This window comes from Rhizobium sp. CFBP 13644, from assembly GCF_014842165.1.
Classification (GTDB): domain Bacteria; phylum Pseudomonadota; class Alphaproteobacteria; order Rhizobiales; family Rhizobiaceae; genus Agrobacterium; species Agrobacterium tumefaciens_C.
Genome location: NZ_JACYVF010000006.1, coordinates 45302 through 62646, shown reverse-complemented (window position 1 = coordinate 62646; position 17345 = coordinate 45302). Strand labels below are relative to the sequence as shown.

At 57.6% G+C, this 17345-nt stretch carries 15 protein-coding genes; 3 read left to right on the top strand and 12 right to left on the bottom strand.

Annotated elements, in window-relative coordinates; all coding sequences use genetic code 11:
* The first annotated feature begins 13 nt into the window (after positions 1–13).
* The gene (iolB, locus tag IFT53_RS15630) at positions 14–823 is read left to right on the top strand and encodes a 5-deoxy-glucuronate isomerase (protein ID WP_192066222.1); all 810 of its coding nucleotides are present in this window, start codon (positions 14–16) and stop codon (positions 821–823) included.
* 51 nt (positions 824–874) lie between these two features.
* Here iolB and IFT53_RS15625 read toward each other — a convergent pair whose 3' ends face one another.
* Positions 875–1531: a peroxiredoxin gene (locus tag IFT53_RS15625; protein ID WP_192066224.1), complete on the bottom strand. Its 657-nt coding sequence runs from the start codon at positions 1529–1531 to the stop codon at positions 875–877.
* A gap of 454 nt (positions 1532–1985) precedes the next feature.
* Between IFT53_RS15625 and IFT53_RS15620 the strand changes: the two genes are divergently transcribed.
* Complete coding sequence (locus IFT53_RS15620; RefSeq protein ID WP_192066225.1) at positions 1986–3803, top strand: ABC transporter ATP-binding protein; 1818 nt, start codon at positions 1986–1988, stop codon at positions 3801–3803.
* 47 nt (positions 3804–3850) lie between these two features.
* On the opposite strand, the gene IFT53_RS15615 is transcribed toward IFT53_RS15620, so the two are convergent.
* The 4 genes from IFT53_RS15615 to IFT53_RS15600 all read right to left on the bottom strand — a co-directional run bounded on the left by IFT53_RS15615 (position 3851) and on the right by IFT53_RS15600 (position 8025).
* A complete protein-coding gene (locus IFT53_RS15615) occupies positions 3851–4873 on the bottom strand; it encodes an LLM class flavin-dependent oxidoreductase (protein ID WP_192066227.1) in 1023 nt (340 codons plus the stop codon).
* 88 nt (positions 4874–4961) lie between these two features.
* Positions 4962–6047: a quaternary amine ABC transporter ATP-binding protein gene (locus tag IFT53_RS15610; protein ID WP_192066229.1), complete on the bottom strand. Its 1086-nt coding sequence runs from the start codon at positions 6045–6047 to the stop codon at positions 4962–4964.
* A complete protein-coding gene (locus tag IFT53_RS15605) occupies positions 6040–6927 on the bottom strand; it encodes an ABC transporter permease (RefSeq protein WP_042616916.1) in 888 nt (295 codons plus the stop codon). The genes IFT53_RS15610 and IFT53_RS15605 overlap by 8 nt, the downstream gene beginning before the upstream one ends.
* Before the next feature lie 96 nt (positions 6928–7023).
* Positions 7024–8025 (bottom strand): ABC transporter substrate-binding protein, encoded by a 1002-nt coding sequence (locus IFT53_RS15600; RefSeq protein WP_192066231.1) that lies wholly within the window; start codon positions 8023–8025, stop codon positions 7024–7026.
* A 348-nt stretch (positions 8026–8373) separates the two neighbouring features.
* Between IFT53_RS15600 and fba the strand changes: the two genes are divergently transcribed.
* Entirely contained in the window at positions 8374–9438 is a 1065-nt protein-coding gene (fba, locus tag IFT53_RS15595; RefSeq protein ID WP_042616918.1) for a class II fructose-bisphosphate aldolase, read from the top strand.
* A 353-nt stretch (positions 9439–9791) separates the two neighbouring features.
* Here fba and IFT53_RS15590 read toward each other — a convergent pair whose 3' ends face one another.
* The 7 genes from IFT53_RS15590 to glpD form a co-directional block, all read right to left on the bottom strand.
* The gene (locus tag IFT53_RS15590) at positions 9792–11513 is read right to left on the bottom strand and encodes an ABC transporter substrate-binding protein (protein ID WP_192066233.1); all 1722 of its coding nucleotides are present in this window, start codon (positions 11511–11513) and stop codon (positions 9792–9794) included.
* Between the two features lie 78 nt (positions 11514–11591).
* Positions 11592–11873, bottom strand: coding sequence for a DUF2160 domain-containing protein (locus tag IFT53_RS15585; RefSeq protein WP_192066234.1), 282 nt, complete (start codon positions 11871–11873; stop codon positions 11592–11594).
* 15 nt (positions 11874–11888) lie between these two features.
* On the bottom strand, positions 11889–12707 hold the full coding sequence (locus tag IFT53_RS15580) for a carbohydrate ABC transporter permease (RefSeq protein WP_042616922.1): 819 nt from the start codon (positions 12705–12707) through the stop codon (positions 11889–11891).
* A 14-nt stretch (positions 12708–12721) separates the two neighbouring features.
* The gene (locus tag IFT53_RS15575; RefSeq protein WP_192066236.1) at positions 12722–13588 is read right to left on the bottom strand and encodes a carbohydrate ABC transporter permease; all 867 of its coding nucleotides are present in this window, start codon (positions 13586–13588) and stop codon (positions 12722–12724) included.
* A gap of 2 nt (positions 13589–13590) precedes the next feature.
* Positions 13591–14661, bottom strand: coding sequence for an ABC transporter ATP-binding protein (locus IFT53_RS15570; RefSeq protein WP_192066238.1), 1071 nt, complete (start codon positions 14659–14661; stop codon positions 13591–13593).
* A 12-nt stretch (positions 14662–14673) separates the two neighbouring features.
* Entirely contained in the window at positions 14674–15759 is a 1086-nt protein-coding gene (locus tag IFT53_RS15565; protein WP_192066240.1) for an ABC transporter ATP-binding protein, read from the bottom strand.
* 71 nt (positions 15760–15830) lie between these two features.
* Positions 15831–17339, bottom strand: a complete 1509-nt coding sequence (gene glpD, locus IFT53_RS15560) for a glycerol-3-phosphate dehydrogenase (protein WP_192066241.1) — start codon at positions 17337–17339, stop codon at positions 15831–15833.
* Positions 17340–17345 lie beyond the last annotated feature (6 nt).

Sequence of the window (17345 nt, the reverse complement as noted above, 5' to 3'; positions counted from 1 at the left end):
GAGGAGATGAGTGATGGCAAATCTGCTGCGCAAGCCGACCGGCCAGTCCGGCAAGGTCCATGATATCACGCCTGAAAGCGCCGAGTGGGGCTATGTCGGTTTTGGTCTCTACCGGCTGAAGCCGGGTGAGGTGGCCACGGAAGAAACCGGTGACAAGGAAGTCATTCTGGTTCTTGTAGAGGGCAAGGCGGAAGTCTCGAGCGAAGAGCAGACTTTCGGCGAACTTGGCGACCGCATGAATGTCTTCGAGCGCAAGCCACCGCATTGCGTCTATATTCCCGCTGGTTCTTCCTGGTCGGTGACTGCCACGAGCGATTGCACCATCGGTGTGTGCACGGCACCGGCAAAGCCCGGACGCAAGGCGCAGGTGATTGGTCCTGCCGGGATTTCTCTCAGCGAACGCGGTAAGGGTGCCAACACGCGCTATATTTTCCCGATTGCGATGGAAGACCGCGATGTGGCCGATAGTCTGCTGGTGACGGAAGTGTTTACGCCGTCAGGCCACTGGTCATCCTACCCGCCTCACCGGCATGATGAAGACAATTACCCTGATATGACTTATCTGGAAGAGACCTATTACCACCGTCTCAACCCGGCGCAGGGTTTCGGTTTCCAGCGGGTCTTTACCGAAGACGGCACGCTGGATGAGACCATGGCGGTGTCTGATGGCGACGTGGTGCTGGTGCCGAAGGGACACCACCCCTGCGGTGCGCCCTATGGCTATGAGATGTATTATCTCAACGTGATGGCCGGACCGATGCGCAAATGGCGGTTCCAGAACCATCCAGATCACGACTGGATCTTCAAGCGCGACAACGGCTAAAAATAGTCAGCCTCGGGCCCGCCATATGGCAAGGCCCGAGGTCTCGGGAGATTACGCTGGCTGCTTCGTCTTGCGCAGATAGGGCAGGACGGTGTCGAACGAGCCGAAACGGGTGATCGCATCCTCGTTTGAAACGGCAGCCGTGATGATGACATCTTCGCCCTGCTTCCAGTTTGCCGGTGTGGCGACCTGATGTTTTGCGGTGAGCTGGATGGAATCGATGGTGCGCAGGATTTCATCGAAATTGCGGCCCGTCGTCATCGGGTAGGTGAGGATCAGCTTCACCTTCTTGTCGGGACCTATAACATAGACCGAGCGAACCGTGGCGTTATCGGCAGGGGTGCGTCCCTCGGAACTGTCACCGGCATCATCCGGCAACATGTCATAGAGCTTGGCAACCTTGAGATCCTTGTCGCCGATCAACGGGTAGGCCACCTCGAAACCGGTTGCCGTCTGGATATCCTGCTTCCACTTTGCATGGCTTTCGACCGGATCGACAGAGATGCCGATGACCTTGACGTTGCGCTTCTTAAACTCTCCATCCAGACCCGCCATCGCGCCCAGCTCCGTGGTGCAGACAGGCGTGAAATTCTTCGGGTGCGAAAACAGAACCGCCCAGCTATCCCCGATCCACTCATGGAAATGGATGGCTCCTTGTGTTGTATCGGCAGTGAAGTCAGGGGCGGTCTGATTGATACGCAAGGTCATGGCATACTCCGGTGAAGGGTTATGCGCTGATCTTCGCTGTTTGGCTGCCCAAAGTCGCCAAATATTCATCCAGAATATGTGCAATGATGAGCACATCTATTCGCCACAGCCCCGCAGACAACAACCGTTTTCCACGAAAGCCCTGTGGCAAGTTTGCCGCACCTAGAGGTTTAGTCGACCATACCGCATAAAACCAGCTTGGCGTTTTCTTTCTGCTTGCATAAGATGTGCAGATCAACGTGAACGAGGGAGGTATAGATGTCATATTTTTCAACCTCCCCGGTGGCTAGCGCCGCGCAGAGCTGACGCTCTCTCTTTTTCCGACAAAAGATCGACACGTACCAACCGGTAGGCCGGTCATTTCTCACATTCGTCAGAATTTTTCGCGAGCCAATGCGCGCGGATTTCCCTTTCAAATCTGTCTTGGGACCGGTCTTAGCCGGTGATGCTTATCATGTCTTTTGGATTGAAATTGCGCCGCAGTGAGGCGTTTCGCAGCGTTTTTCGCTTCTGCTGGGGCCATTGGCGACAGCAACCGGGCCGGGTCGCCTTCATGCTGTGTGCCGTTCTGTTTTCGACGCTGGCCGATGTCCTGACGCCCATGTTCGCGGGGCGTCTGGTGGATGCCGTTGTCTCAGGTTCGGCAAGCGATGCCGGTGCGTGGAACAGCGCGCTCTCGGCCTTCGGCTGGCTGATGGGGCTTGCCGTTTTAGCGGTCATCCTGCGGCACGCGACGTTTCTCACCATCATCAAATTCACGTTGCGATCCATGACGGATATTGCGGCGGGTTCGTTTCACCGTATTCAGCGGTTTTCGTCTGATTGGCACGCCAACAGCTTTGCCGGCTCCACCGTGCGCAAGGTGACGCGTGGCATGTGGGCGCTGGATGTGCTGAACGACACTGTGTTCGTGGCGCTGTTTCCATCCATTGTCATGCTGATTGGTACAACGGCGCTGATGACATGGTACTGGCCGATGATGGGCCTCTTGGTGGGTCTCGGCTCGTTGCTCTTCGTCATCATCACCATGTCCATGTCGCTCGGTTTCGTGGCACCAATGGCAAGCCTTGCCAATAGCTGGGACACGCGTCTGGGCGGTTCGCTGGCCGATGCGGTGACCTGCAATGGTGTGGTGAAAGCATTCGGCGCGGAAGAGCGTGAGGATGCGCGGCTGACCCGCGTCATGCGCAAATGGGAGGACCGGACACGGCGGACCTGGGTGCGTGGCACCATCAATGGCACGCTTCAGGCCGGTTTGCTCAGCATCATGCGCGCTGGCGTCATCGGTCTGGCCTTGATGCTGTGGGCAAGCGGCAATGCCAATGCGGGCGATATCACCTTCGTGCTCACGTCCTTTTTCATTTTGCAGGGATATTTGCGTGAAATCGGCATGCATATTCGCAATCTGCAACGGTCTGTGAACGACATGGAAGAGCTGGTCTCGATCCATTCGCAGCCGCTGGGCATTGATGACGTGCCGGACGCAAAGGCACTGCGGATCAACGAGGGGAAAATCGAGTTCGAGCGGGTGAGTTTCCATTACGGAAAGCATCTGGCGCCGCTCTACAAGGATTTTTCCGTCACCATCAAGCCGGGTGAGCGGGTGGGGCTTGTCGGCCATTCCGGCTCTGGCAAGACCACATTCATCAAGCTCATCCAGCGGCTTCATGATGTGAGTGATGGAACGATCCGCATTGACGGGCAGGATATTTCGCAGGTGTCGCAAACGTCTCTTCGCCAGCAGATTGCCATCGTGCAGCAGGAGCCGATCCTGTTTCACCGGTCGCTGGCGGAAAACATTGCCTATGCCAAGCCGAACGCGACGCAGCGGGAGATTGAAAACGCGGCCAGACTGGCCAGCGCCCATGGCTTCATCAGCGCCTTGCCCAAGGGTTATGGAACGCTGGTGGGGGAGCGGGGCGTGAAGCTTTCCGGTGGCGAGCGCCAGCGTATTGCCATTGCGCGGGCATTTCTGGCCGATGCGCCAATCCTCATTCTGGATGAGGCGACATCAAGTCTGGATTCGGAATCGGAAATGCTGATCCAGACCGCGATGGAACGGTTGATGCAGGGGCGCACGACGCTTGTGGTCGCGCACCGCCTGTCCACGGTTCGGTCGCTGGACCGGTTGCTGGTGTTCAGCCACGGCAACATTGCGGAAGAGGGGACGCATGCCAGCCTCATCCAGAAAAAGGGCGGCATCTATCGCGGGCTGTTCGAGCGTCAGGCGCTGGAACTGACCAAGGGACTTGTGATGGATGTTGCTGAGTAAGCTTTGGTCCACGGCATTCAGATTGGAATGCCGTGGACTTGGAACAATTACCGCCAGCCGAGTGCGGGCGCGACATGTTTCAGAATGGAATCAAGGACATGCACATTGTAATCGACGCCCAGCTGGTTGGGGATCGTGAGGAGCAGCGTATCGGCCTCGGCAATGGCCTCATCCTGCGCCAGTTGCTTGATGAGTTGCTCCGGTTCTGCCGCATAAGAGCGCCCGAAAACGGCACGTGTTTGCGCATCCAGATAGCCGATGCTGTCGCCATCCTTGCCGCTTCCACCGAAATAGGACCGGTCACGGTCATCCATCAGCGCGAAGATGCTGCGGCTGACGGACACACGAGGGGTGCGGGTATGGCCCGCTTCTTTCCATGCCTCACGATAAGCGCGGATCTGCGCTGCCTGCTGAATGTGGAACGGCTCGCCGGTCTCGTCGTTCTTCAGCGTCGAGCTTTGCAGGTTCATACCGAGTTTTGCCGCCCAGACGGCGGTGGCGTTGGAACCGGCACCCCACCAGATGCGCTCGCGCAGGCCCTCCGAATGGGGCTCCAGACGTAGCAAGCCCGGCGGGTTGGGAAACATCGGGCGGGGATTGGGCTCCGCAAAGCCTTCGCCTTTCAGAACTTCCAGAAAGACTTCCGCATTGTTACGGCCCATATCGGCATCATCTGCGCCTTCCTTCGGCTGATAACCGAAATAACGCCAGCCTTCGATGACCTGTTCGGGGGAGCCACGGCTGAGGCCAAGTTGCAGGCGACCGTCTGAAATGAGGTCGGCAGCGCCTGCGTCTTCCGCCATGTAGAGCGGATTTTCATAGCGCATGTCGATGACGCCGGTGCCGATTTCGATTTTGCTGGTGCGTGCGCCGACCGCTGCCAGAAGCGGGAAGGGCGAGGCAAGCTGGCGGGCGAAATGGTGCACCCGGTAATAAGCGCCATCGATCCCGATCTCTTCTGCGGCAACGGCCAGATCGATGGACTGGTGCAGCACGTCCTTGGCGGTGCGCGCCTGGGAATAGGCTCCGGGTCCCCAGTGACCGAATGACAGAAAGCCAATCTTCTTCATGTTATTTCACCTGATCTGCATATGTTTCGTTGCCAAACATATAGTGCGCCGATCAGCGATTGTATCGCCATGATTGTGAACAGTCTGTTCAGGCCTTGGCGCGAAGGGTGCTCGCACCGTCATGCGCGGTGCCCTCAACCTGCACACCGACGATGGCGCTGGCGAGCTGGCGGAAGGTGACATGGCCGACAGTTTCGCCTGAAGCATCGATAACCGTTGCGGTTTCCTCGCCGCTGCGCGCCAGCATGCCCATCGTGTCTTCGATGCTGGTGCCGACAAGCACTTTGCGGTGGGCGGCAGCAAAGCCCGGCGGGGGTTGAGACATGACCGCCTCGACATTGATGACGCGACCCCGGTTCACCTCCTTGACGAAATTGGCGATGTAATCGTCTGCCGGGCGCAGGACGATATCCTGACTGTTGCCCTGCTGGATGACCTCGCCGTCACGCAGAATGGCAATCTGGTCTCCCAGACGAAGCGCCTCATCCAGATCATGGGTGATGAAGACGATGGTCTTTTTGATTTCCTTCTGGATATCCAGAAGCACCGTTTGCATGTCGGTGCGGATCAAAGGATCGAGCGCGGAATACGCCTCATCCATCAACAGCACCGGTGCATCGTTGGAAAGGGCGCGCGCCAGCCCCACACGCTGCTGCATGCCGCCGGACAGCTGGTTGGGAAAGCGCTTTTCGAACCCTTTCAGCCCCACCCGCTCCAGCCAGCGCATGGCGATATCGACACTTTTTGCCCGGGCCATGCCCTGCACTTCGAGGCCGTAGAGCGTGTTATCCAGCACGTTGCGATGGGGCAGAAGCGCAAATTTCTGGAAAACCATGGCTGTCTGGTGGCGGCGAAAGGTCCGCAATTCGGTCGCGTTCATCTTGACCACATCCACACCATCGACCAGCACTTCGCCCGCTGTCGGATCGATTAGCCGGTTGACGTGGCGGATGAGGGTCGATTTGCCGGAACCGGACAGGCCCATGATGACCTGAATGCAGCCGGAGGGAATGGTGATATTGATATCGCGCAAGCCCAGAACATGGCCGTGCTTTTCGTTGAGCTCGGTTTTTGTCATGCCGGCACTGACGGCGTCGATATGGGCTTGCGGTGAAACGCCGAAAATCTTGTAGAGATTTCTGATCGTGATGCCGCCAAAAGACGTTTCAGCCATGGGAAATCTCCTGATGTTTCTGGAGCCTTTTGCCATAGGCCTGGCTGATGCGATCAAAGATGATGGCGATGCCGACGATGGCGAGGCCATTGAAGATGCCCAGCGTGAAATACTGGTTGGCGATGGCTTTCAGCACCGGTTGGCCAAGCCCCTGAACGCCGATCATGGAGGCGATGACGACCATGGCGAGCGCCATCATGATGGTCTGGTTGATGCCAGCCATGATGGTGGGAAGGGCGAGCGGCAGCTGCACCTTGAACAGCTTTTGCCAGCCGGAAGAGCCGAAAGCATCGGCGGCCTCCAGCACATCGCGGTCCACAAGGCGGATGCCGAGATTGGTGAGCCGGATCATCGGCGGAATGGCGTAGATGACGACAGCAATCAGCCCCGGAACGCGGCCAATGCCGAGCAGCATGACGACCGGGATGAGATAGACGAAGCTTGGCATGGTCTGCATCACATCCAGTATGGGATTGACCACGCGCTGGAAGCGGTTGGAATGGGACATGGCAATGCCGATGGGCAGGCCGATGGCAATGGACAGAACGGTGCAGACGAAGATCATCGAAATGGTCCGCATCGTATCCATCCACATGTCGAAATAGCCGATGGCCAGAAGCGTGAAGAGACAGCCCGCGACGATTTTGAGGCTGCGACTGCCAGCCCATGCGATGCCTAAAATGATGAGGATGATGACCGGCCACGGCGTTTGCGTCATGAAACGCTCGGCCCAGATCAGGAATTGTTGCAGCGGTGAAAAGAAGCCTTCGATGCTGCCACCCCAGGCGCGGGTGAACTCGCGAAACCCGTCATCGATCATCTTTTTCAGATTTCGAAGCGTTTCGTCATCCATATGCGGAAACTTGTAAAACCAGTCCATGGCTTTCCCCTGTGATCGCGGTGACATGCGACGGGGTTTGCCCGCCGCATGTCCATTTGCGTGGCTGCCGGAATGTTCAGGCAGCAGGGAAAGCCATCAGAGAGAGGCCTTGATTTTTTCGACTGCGGCTGGAGACACCCATTTCGTCCAGATATCGGGGCTTTCTTTCAGGAAATGCTTGGCGCTGTCTTCTCCCGTTGCCTGGTTGTCCGTCATCCATGCCATCAGCTTGTTGACGGTGGCGTTGCTCCACTGGCGCTTGTTGAGGTAATCCATGATTTCAGGCCCGGCCTTTTCGGAAAAAGGCTTGGCAACCAGCGTCACGACCTTGTCCACCGGCCATGCGTTTGGCTTGGGGTCCGGGCAATCGGCAACCGTGTTGCAGCGTTTCCATTCGGCGGCATCAGCGGCAACGCCGGGCTCAAGCTTGACCATTTCGTACTTGCCGAGAAGGGCGGTTGGCGACCAGTAATAGCCGACCCATGGCTGCTTGCGCTCATAAGCCTTGGCAATGGAGCCATCCAGACCGGCAGAAGAGCCGCTATCGACGAGGGTAAAGCCAGCTTTTTCAGCTCCGTATGCCTTGAAAAGCTGACCCGTGACGACGGTGCCGCCCCAGCCCTGCGGGCCGTTGACGATGGCGCCCTTATCCGGATTTTCCGCATTCGGGAAAAGCTTCGGGTTCTTCATCAGGTCGCCGATGGTCTTGATCTCGGGATGGGCATCGGCCACGTATTTGGGTATCCACCAGCCCTGAATGCCGCCATCCGGCAGGGCCGTTGCGGCCACCACAAGTTTGCCTTCATCCACGCCGCGCTTGACGACCTCAGGAAGCGTATCCGCCCAGGCTTCAGGCGCAATATCCGGCTGGCCCTTTTCGACCATGGAGGTGATGGTTGGCACGGTGTCGCCGATGGTAATTTCGGCGCTGCAACCATAGCCTTCATTGAGAATGATCTTATCGATGGCGGAGAGCACTTCGGCGCTCTGCCAGTTCATGCTGGCGATGGTTGGGCTTCCGCAATTGGCAGCATTGGCTGCCGCCGCGCCTCCCAGCAAACCAAACACCAGACAGGTTGATGCAAGCAATGACTTCATATCCGTTCCCTTTATTCGCGACGCTTATAAAGAGGCAAGCCTGCCGCTTGGGGTTGCCCCTGTCTTTGTCTTTGCAAAGTTGAGCGGATGATGGCGCGAAGCCCCGTGCGAACCTGCGCAAAATGCGACGGGGAGTTACCCAAGCACGACAGTGTGAGGCATTTTAAACTTTAGGTAACTTTTTGAGCATTTGGCGATCAGCACAACAGGATCACGCACTGTTTGCTGACGGATGTCAAAAAAAGCTGGATAGTTGATTTTCCCATGCCAATAATGGGAGTTGTCCGGAAAGGGCAGGATGGCGTTGAGGGATGTCGTCCGCAATCGAACTCGTTTGGGGGAAACACCTTGGCTCGAATTACGCTTCGTCAATTGCTCGATCATGCGGCAGAACACGGTTATGGCGTGCCTGCTTTCAACATCAACAATATGGAGCAGGCGCTGGCCATTATGGATGCAGCCGATGCGACCAACTCTCCCGTTATCATGCAGGCATCACGCGGCGCACGTGCCTATGCAAACGACATCATGCTCAAGCACATGATGGATGCCGTTGTGGAAATCTACCCACACATTCCCGTCTGCGTGCATTTGGACCATGGCAACGAGCCAGCCAGCTGCATGACCGCCATGCAGGCCGGTTTCACATCGGTGATGATGGACGGTTCCCTGAAGGCCGATGGCAAGACGCCTGGAGACTGGGACTATAATGTCGGCGTGACCCGTGAAGTGACGACGACAGCGCATTACGGCGGTATCTCCGTGGAAGGCGAACTTGGTGTTCTGGGATCGCTGGAAACTGGTATGGGCGAAGCCGAAGACGGCCACGGTGCCGAAGGCGTACTTTCGCACGACCAGTTGCTGACCGACCCCGACGAAGCGGTAAAGTTCGTGCGCGAAACCAAGGTGGATGCGCTGGCCGTTGCCATGGGCACCAGCCACGGCGCTTACAAATTTACCCGCCGTCCTGATGGTTCGGTTCTGGCGATGAATGTGATCGAGGCGATCCACCACAAGTTGCCCAACACGCATCTCGTCATGCACGGCTCATCGACGGTGCCGCAGGATTTGCAGGATATCATCAACGCCTATGGCGGCGCCATCAAGCCGACCTGGGGCGTTCCGATCGAGGAAATCCAGCGCGGCATCAAGAACGGCGTGCGCAAGATCAACATCGACACGGACTGCCGCATGGCCATTACGGGCCAGATCCGCAAGGTGCTTGCGGAAGACCCAGCGGAATTCGATCTGCGCAAATATCTGAAACCGGCACGCGATGCGATGACCAAGCTGTGCAAGGAACGGTTCGAGCTGTTCTGGACTGCAGGTCAGGCGTCGAAGATCACGCCGCTGCCGCTGCGGGAAATGGCGAAGCGTTATGCGTCGGGTTCGCTGGACCCTGTGATTTCGTGAGTTTTTGATAGGGCGCGCACCGCTACGCGGTGACTCCTTGGAGGCCCATCCCTACCACCGTCATCCTCGGGCTTGTCCCGAGGATCTAACCACGGCTCGTTGTTTACGGCGGTGGTGGTCTCATGAGACAGATTTTGAAAAGCAAAAGCCGGAGGCGATGAATTCGCCTTCGGCTTTTGCGTTTCTGAAAGCCCACGTCGAAGTCGCTTGGGCGGCAGTAGACCCTCGGGACAAGCCCGAGGGTGACGGAGGTGGGATGGCTGGTCGGATGGTGGGGCTGGTGGGGCTGGTGGAGTTGGTCGCAAAAAACCGGGGGCAGCAAGCCGCCCCCGGCGTCATTGACTTCAGCAGACTTACTTCTGCCAGCTCTTGACCAGTTCGTCATAGTTGACGGTCATCGGCTTTTCTTTTTCGTTGGCGACCTTCAGCTGGGGTGCAAGGTTGCCCTTAGAAACGGCGTCCTTGTTCCAGTATTCGAGGTCGTGTTCTTCAGCGAGTTTCGGTCCGAATTCGCCCTGAACGCCTGCACGTTCCAGACGCTGCAAGACCTTTTCCTGTTCTGCGCAAAGCGAGTCCATCGCCGCCTGAGCAGTCTTTGCTCCGGAGGATGCATCACCCACTGCCTGCCACCATAGCTGTGCCAGCTTTGGATAATCAGGAACGTTGGTGCCGGTTGGGGACCACTGAACGCGGGCTGGCGAGCGATAGAACTCGATCAGGCCGCCGAGATCCTTGGCGCGCTTGGTGAAGCTTTCGTGGTTGATCGAGGATTCGCGGATGAGTGTCAGGCCGACATGGCTTTTCTTCAGGTCCACGGTCTTGGATGTCACGAACTGCGCGTAGAGCCATGCGGCCTTGGCGCGATCGTCAGGGGTGGATTTCATCAAGGTCCAGGAGCCCACGTCCTGATAGCCGAGCTTCATGCCGTCTTTCCAGTAGACGCCATGCGGGGAGGGCGCCATGCGCCACTTCGGCGTGCCGTCCTCGTTGACCACGGGAAGGCCCTTCTTGACCGCATCAGCCGTAAAGGCCGTGTACCAGAAGATCTGCTGGGCCACTTCGCCCTGCGCCGGAACTGGACCGGATTCGGAGAAGTTCATGCCCTGCGCTGCTGGAGGCGCGTAAGCCTTCAACCAGTCGAGATATTTCTGGATGGCATAAACCGACGCTGGTCCGTTGGTATCACCACCGCGCGCAACGCAGGAACCGACCGGCTGAGACTTTTCGTTGACCTTGATGCCCCATTCATCGACCGGCAGGCCGTTTGGCAGGCCCTTGTCGCCGTTGCCAGCCATGGAAAGCCAGGCATCAGTGAAGCGCCATCCGAGCGATGGGTCCTTCTTGCCATAGTCCATATGGCCGTAGACTTTCTTGCCGTTGATTTCACGACCGGTAAAGAATTCGGCGATGTCCTCGTAAGCAGACCAGTTGACGGGAACGCCGAGGTCATAGCCGTACTTGGCCTTGAAATCCGCCTTATTCTTTTCGTCGTTGAACCAATCATACCGGAACCAGTAAAGGTTGGCGAATTGCTGGTCAGGCAGCTGGTAAAGCTTTCCATCCGGCGCGGTTGTGAATTTCGTGCCGATGAAGTCCTTCAGGTCTAGGCCGGGATTGGTAACGGCCTTGCCTTCATTCGCCATCCAGTCCGTCAGGTTGCGGGCCTGCTGGTAGCGCCAGTGGGTGCCGATCAAGTCGCTGTCGTTGACGAAGGCGTCATAGATGTTTTCGCCAGACTGCATCTGCGTCTGGAGCTTTTCCACCACGTCGCCTTCACCGATGAGGTCGTGGGTCAGCTTGATGCCGGTGATTTCCGAGAAGGCCTTGGCCAGCACCTTGGATTCATATTCATGCGTGGTGAGGGTTTCGGAAACGACCTTGATATCCATGCCGGCAAAAGGCTTTGCCGCATCGATGAACCATTGCATTTCCTTTTCCTGCTCCGCCCGGCTGAGGCTGGAGAGATCGCCGACTTCCTTGTCGAGGAAGGTCTTGGCCTCATTCATCCCGGCGTTGGCCACGCCGGTCAGTGCCAGCAGCGCGGCTGCCGTGGTTGCTAATAGATGCGCTCGCATAATCATCCTCCCAATGTTTACGATTGCTTGCAGTCCCATATCCGGGCGGTCCCTCCGCCCGGTATTTCCGTCGGTGATCTATATGAGGCGGAACACGCCAATCGCATAGACAACCGAAAGAGCCAGTGCCCACCAGAGGCCGGGGCCGATAAGGCCGAGCCATGCCAGGTGGATGAATGCCGAGCCGAGCAGCGACACGAACAGCCGGTCGCCGCGCGTTGTCTCGAACCGCAATATGCCGACGCGCGGATTGCCGCCGGGCGATATATATTCCCAAACCGCCATGCCGATCAGCAGCGCCAGAATGGTTAGAAAAAACAGTGCCGTGGGCAGCGTCCACGCCATCCAGGAAAAACTCATCGATCTTCTCCTTTGTTAGACGCGGCCGAGCGCAAAGCCCTTGGCGATGTAGTTTCTGACGAAATAGATGACCAATGCGCCGGGTATGATGGTGAGCACACCGGCTGCGGCCAGCACGCCCCAATCCATGCCCGAGGCGGAAACCGTGCGTGTCATGGTGGCGGCGATTGGCTTTGCGGCCGTTGTCGTCAGCGTTCTGGCCAGCAGAAGTTCGACCCAAGAGAACATGAAGCAGAAGAAGGCTGCCACACCAATGCCGCTTGCAATGAGGGGCATGAAGATCTTCACGAAGAAGCGCGGGAAGGAATAACCATCAATATAGGCGGTTTCATCGATTTCCTTCGGCACGCCAGACATGAAGCCTTCGAGAATCCAGACTGCCAGGGGAACGTTGAACAGGCAGTGGGCAATGGCCACTGCGATGTGCGTATCGATCAGCCCGAAAGCGGAATAAAGCTGGAAGAAGGGAAGCGCAAACACGGCGGGTGGTGCCATGCGGTTGGTCAGCAGCCAAAAGAACAGATGCTTGTCGCCCAGAAAGCGGTAGCGGGAAAAGGCATAAGCTGCGGGCAGTGCGGCGGCGACGGAAATCACCGTGTTCATCACCACATAGATGATGGAGTTGATATAGCCATTATACCAGGCCGGATCGGTAAAGATGACGGTGTAGTTGCGCAGCGTCGGGTTTTGCGGCCACAGCGAGAAGGCGCCGAGAATTTCACCGTTTTCCTTGAAGCTCATATTCACGAGCCAATAGATCGGCAGCAGCAGAAACAGGATGTAGATAGTCGGGATCAGAAAGGAGAAGCGCGTGATGGACTTTGAATTGCTCATGATAATCTCCTTTCTCAAGCTTGTTCGTCGCTATTGGTCATGACGGTGTAGAAGATCCAGGACAGGGCAAGGATGATCAGGAAGTAGATGATCGACATGGCCGCCGCTGGCCCCAGATCGAACTGACCGACCGCCATCTTCACGAGATCGATGGACAGGAAGGTGGTGGAATTGCCGGGTCCACCGCCTGTTACCACGAAAGGCTCGGTGTAGATCATGAAGCTGTCCATGAAGCGCAGCAGCACAGCGATGAGAAGCACGCGCTTCATTTTCGGCAACTGGATATAGCGGAAGACCGACCAGCGGGATGCGCCATCGATGCGCGCCGCCTGATAATAGGCATCGGGGATAGAGACCAGACCAGCATAGCAGAGCAGCACGACAAGGCTTGTCCAGTGCCAGACATCCATGATGATGACGGTTGCCCAGGCATCCACAGGGTCCTGCGTGTAGTTGTAATCGACGCCGAGCATGGAGAGGTAATGGCCGAGAAAGCCGATATCGACGCGCCCGAAGACCTGCCAGATGGTGCCGACAACGTTCCACGGAATGAGAAGCGGCAGCGCCATAAGCACGAGGCAGACGGGTACGCCAAGGCCGGTTTTGGGCATGTTCAGCGCAATGAGAATGCCGAGCGGGATCTGGATTGCCAGAATGACGAAGGAGAAAATCAGGTTGCGCATCAACGCATCCCAGAAGCGGGGCGAATGCAGGATTTCCATGAACCAGTCGGTTCCGGCCCAGAAGAACTGGTTGTTTCCGAATGTATCCTGAACCGAGTAATTGACCACCGTCATCAGCGGGATGATGGCGGAAAATGCCACGAGCACCAGAACGGGAATGAGCAGCAGCCATGCCTTGTTGTTGACTGTTTTTTCCATGGTCAGGCCTCCATGCCAACGCGCCAGCTATCGGCGTAGATTCCGATGGCCTTGGGATCGAAACTGACATGCGGTTCGGACGGAATATCGCCATCCTCAGGAACGACTACCGTCAAGGGATGGCCGGCAAAGCTTGCCCGTACGATTTTGTGGCGACCGATATCCTCAACCTTGCTGATGGTGACGGGCATGCCCTCACGGCCAAGGGTGATGAATTCAGGCCGGATGCCAAGCTCCGTGCGCGCACCGGCCTTGACGCCGGGTGCCGATGACAGAACCAGATTTTGATCGCCAATACGGGCCGTTGCACCATCCAGCGCAACCGGCATGAAGTTCATGCCCGGAGAGCCGATGAAATATCCGACAAAGGTGTGGCTAGGCCGCTCGAACAGTTCCGCTGGCGTGCCGATCTGCACGATCTGGCCGTCATACATGACGACGACCTTATCCGCGAAGGTCATGGCCTCGGTCTGGTCATGGGTGACATAGACCATGGTAAAGCCGAACTGCTTGTGAAGCCGTTTGAGTTGCGAGCGCAGAATCCATTTCATATGCGGGTCAATGACCGTCAGGGGCTCGTCGAACAGGATGGCGTTCACGTCATCGCGCACAAGGCCGCGTCCCAGCGATATCTTCTGCTTCTGGTCGGCGGTCAGGCGATTGGCGCGGCGGGTCGCCATATCCTTGAGATCGATCATCTCGAGGATTTCGTTCACGCGACGACCGACATCGTTTTCCGCCACGCCGCGATTGCGCAGGGGAAAGGCGAGATTGTCGTAAACGGTCATGGTGTCGTAAATGACGGGAAACTGGAACACCTGCGCGATGTTGCGCTGTTCCGTGGGTAGGTTGGTGACGTCCTTGCCATCGAACAGAATGCGACCATCGGATGGGTGGATCAGGCCGGAGATAATGTTGAGCAGAGTTGTCTTGCCGCAGCCGGAGGGGCCGAGCAGCGCGTAGGCGCCGCCATCGCTCCACTCATGGTCCACTTCCTTCAAGGCGTAATCATTGGCCGCCCGTGCCTTGGCATTGTAGGCGTGGCGGATATGATCGAGACTGATGCGTGCCATGGTCTCTTCTCCTCACGCGGCTGCTTGTTGCGGGGCGCCAAGGGAGCGTCCCGTTGCATCGAATGCCATCAGGTGGCGGGTGTCGAGATAGACATCAATCTCGCGATCCGGCTCGATATCCAGAATGCCGCGTGTCAGCATGACCCAGCGGTTGTCCGCATAATTGAGGTGGATAAAGCTTTCCGAGCCGGCAATTTCCGAAATCAGCGTTTTCGCGCCAAGCTTTGCCGTCGCGCCGTCATTGCTTGGTGCCGGGTAAAGATGGTGCGGGTGGAAGGCGAGCGTGACCGGACCTTCCGCTACATCGCAGAGATGGGCAGGGACTGGAAAGGCAGCTTCGCCATTGTGAAGGAAGGACGCGCCGGAGCGGGTCAGCGGCAGGATGTTGAGTGGCGGATCGGCAAAGGTCTTTGCCGACACAAGATCGACCGGGTTTCGGTAGAGATCGATGGTGCTGCCGAACTGGGCCACATGCCCCTGATGCATGGTCGCGGTGTTGCCGCCCAGCAGCAAGGCCTCCGATGGCTCGGTGGTTGCATAAACGAAGATCGCGCCAGATTCTGCGAAGATCTTCGGCAGTTCCTCACGCAACTCTTCGCGCAATTTGTAATCCAGGTTGGCGAGTGGCTCATCGAGCAGAACGAGGCTGGCATTCTTGACGATGGCGCGGGCAAGGGCCGTGCGCTGCTGCTGGCCACCGGATAGGTTGAGCGGCGTGCGGTCGAGATAGGGCGTCAGCCGCAGCATCTCAGCGGCGCGGCGCACCTCCCGGTCAATCGTTGCTGCATCCTTCTTGGCAATGCGCATCGGGGAGGCGATGTTTTCATAAACGGTGAGCGCGGGATAATTGATGAACTGCTGGTAGACCATGGCCACGCTGCGGTCCTGCACGCGCTTGCCCGTCACATCCGCTCCATCAAACAGAAGCTGTCCCTCGGTCGGTCTGTCCAGGCCGGCCATGAGCCGCATCAGCGATGTTTTTCCAGATAGGGTCGGCCCCAAGAGCACATTCAATGTGCCCCGCTTCAGGGTCAGATTTGTGGGGTGAATATGGTACTCACCACCCACCATCTTTGCGATATTGCGTAATTCCAGCATGCGTTCCCGAGGCCTCCCAACCTGCAAGATTCTGCTTCAATGTCAGTGTTTTATGCCCCTGCGGGCATGGTTCAGGCGGTGTTCGTTGCCATATAGTCGTTCAGTGCGGCAGCTTGCTCGCGAGAAAAATGCAGGCCCTGCTTGGTTCTGCGCCACAGCACGTCTTCGCTGGTTCTGGCCCATTCCTGCTGCATCAGCCATTCAACTTCGCGCTCGTAAAGATCGCCTCCGAAATGCTGGCCAAGCGCCTCCATGCTGGCCGCATTCCCGAGGATCGCGTGTGCCTTCGTTCCATAAAGACGCACCAGTCTGCGCGCCTGACGATCTGAAAGAAAGCTGTATTTTGCTTTGAGCTTATTGACCTCAGTCTCGTAGCCGGTTGCTGCGAAATCTCCGCCCGGAAGCGAGCTTTTGCCGGTCCACGGCTTACCTTTGTCGCCGATGGCTTCCGCCACCTTTTCCAGCGCATGTTCGGCCAGACGGCGATAGGTGGTGAGCTTGCCGCCGAACACATTCAGAAGTGGTGCGGCTCCGTCCGTGCCCTCAAGCTTCAACACGTAATCGCGCGTGGCTTCCTGCGCGCTGGATGCGCCATCATCAAACAGCGGGCGCACAGCCGAATAGGTCCAGACGATATCGTCCTTCGTCACAGGCTCGGCAAAATATTCGCTGGCGGCGTTGCACAGGTAATCGGTTTCCTCGCCGCTGATCTTCACATCGGCAGGATCGCCGGTGTAGTCGCGGTCGGTGGTGCCAATCAGCGTGAAATCCGTCTCATAGGGAATGGCAAAAATGATGCGGTTATCAGGATTCTGGAAGAAATAGGCTCTGACATCATTGAACTTCTTCTTCACGATGATGTGGCTGCCCTGAACCAGACGCACATTGTGAACCTGGTTCTTGCCCGCCGCATTGGACAGGACATTATCCACCCAAGGGCCGGATGCGTTGACCAGCATGCGGGACTGAACAGTCTTGATCGCGCCGCTTGCGGTATCCTTCACGTCGATATTCCACAATCCGCCATCGCGGCGCACAGATGTAACCTTGGCGCGGCTCATGATATCCGCGCCCCGGTCTGCCGCATCACGCGCATTCAAGACGACGAGGCGGGCGTCATCCACCCAGCCATCGGAATATTCGAAGGCTTTGGTGAACAGCGGCTTCAGCGGCTTTCCAGCAGGATCGCGGCGCATGTCGAGGGATTTGGTCGCGGGCAGCAGCTTGCGGCCACCAAGATGGTCGTAAAGGAAAAGGCCGAGACGGATGAGCCATGCCGGACGAATGCCGCCCTTGTGGAAGGGCAGAACGAAACGCATGGGCCAGATGATGTGCGGTGCCATGGCCCAGAGCACTTCGCGCTCCATCAGGGCTTCGCGCACTAGGCGGAACTCGTAATGTTCGAGATAACGAAGGCCGCCGTGAATGAGCTTGGTTGCGCCTGAAGACGTGCCGGAAGCGAAATCGTTCATCTCGGCAAGCGTCACGGAATAGCCACGGCCCGCAGCATCACGCGCGATTCCGCATCCATTGATGCCTCCACCGATCACGAAAATATCGCGGACAGCGCTCTCAGTCACTGCATT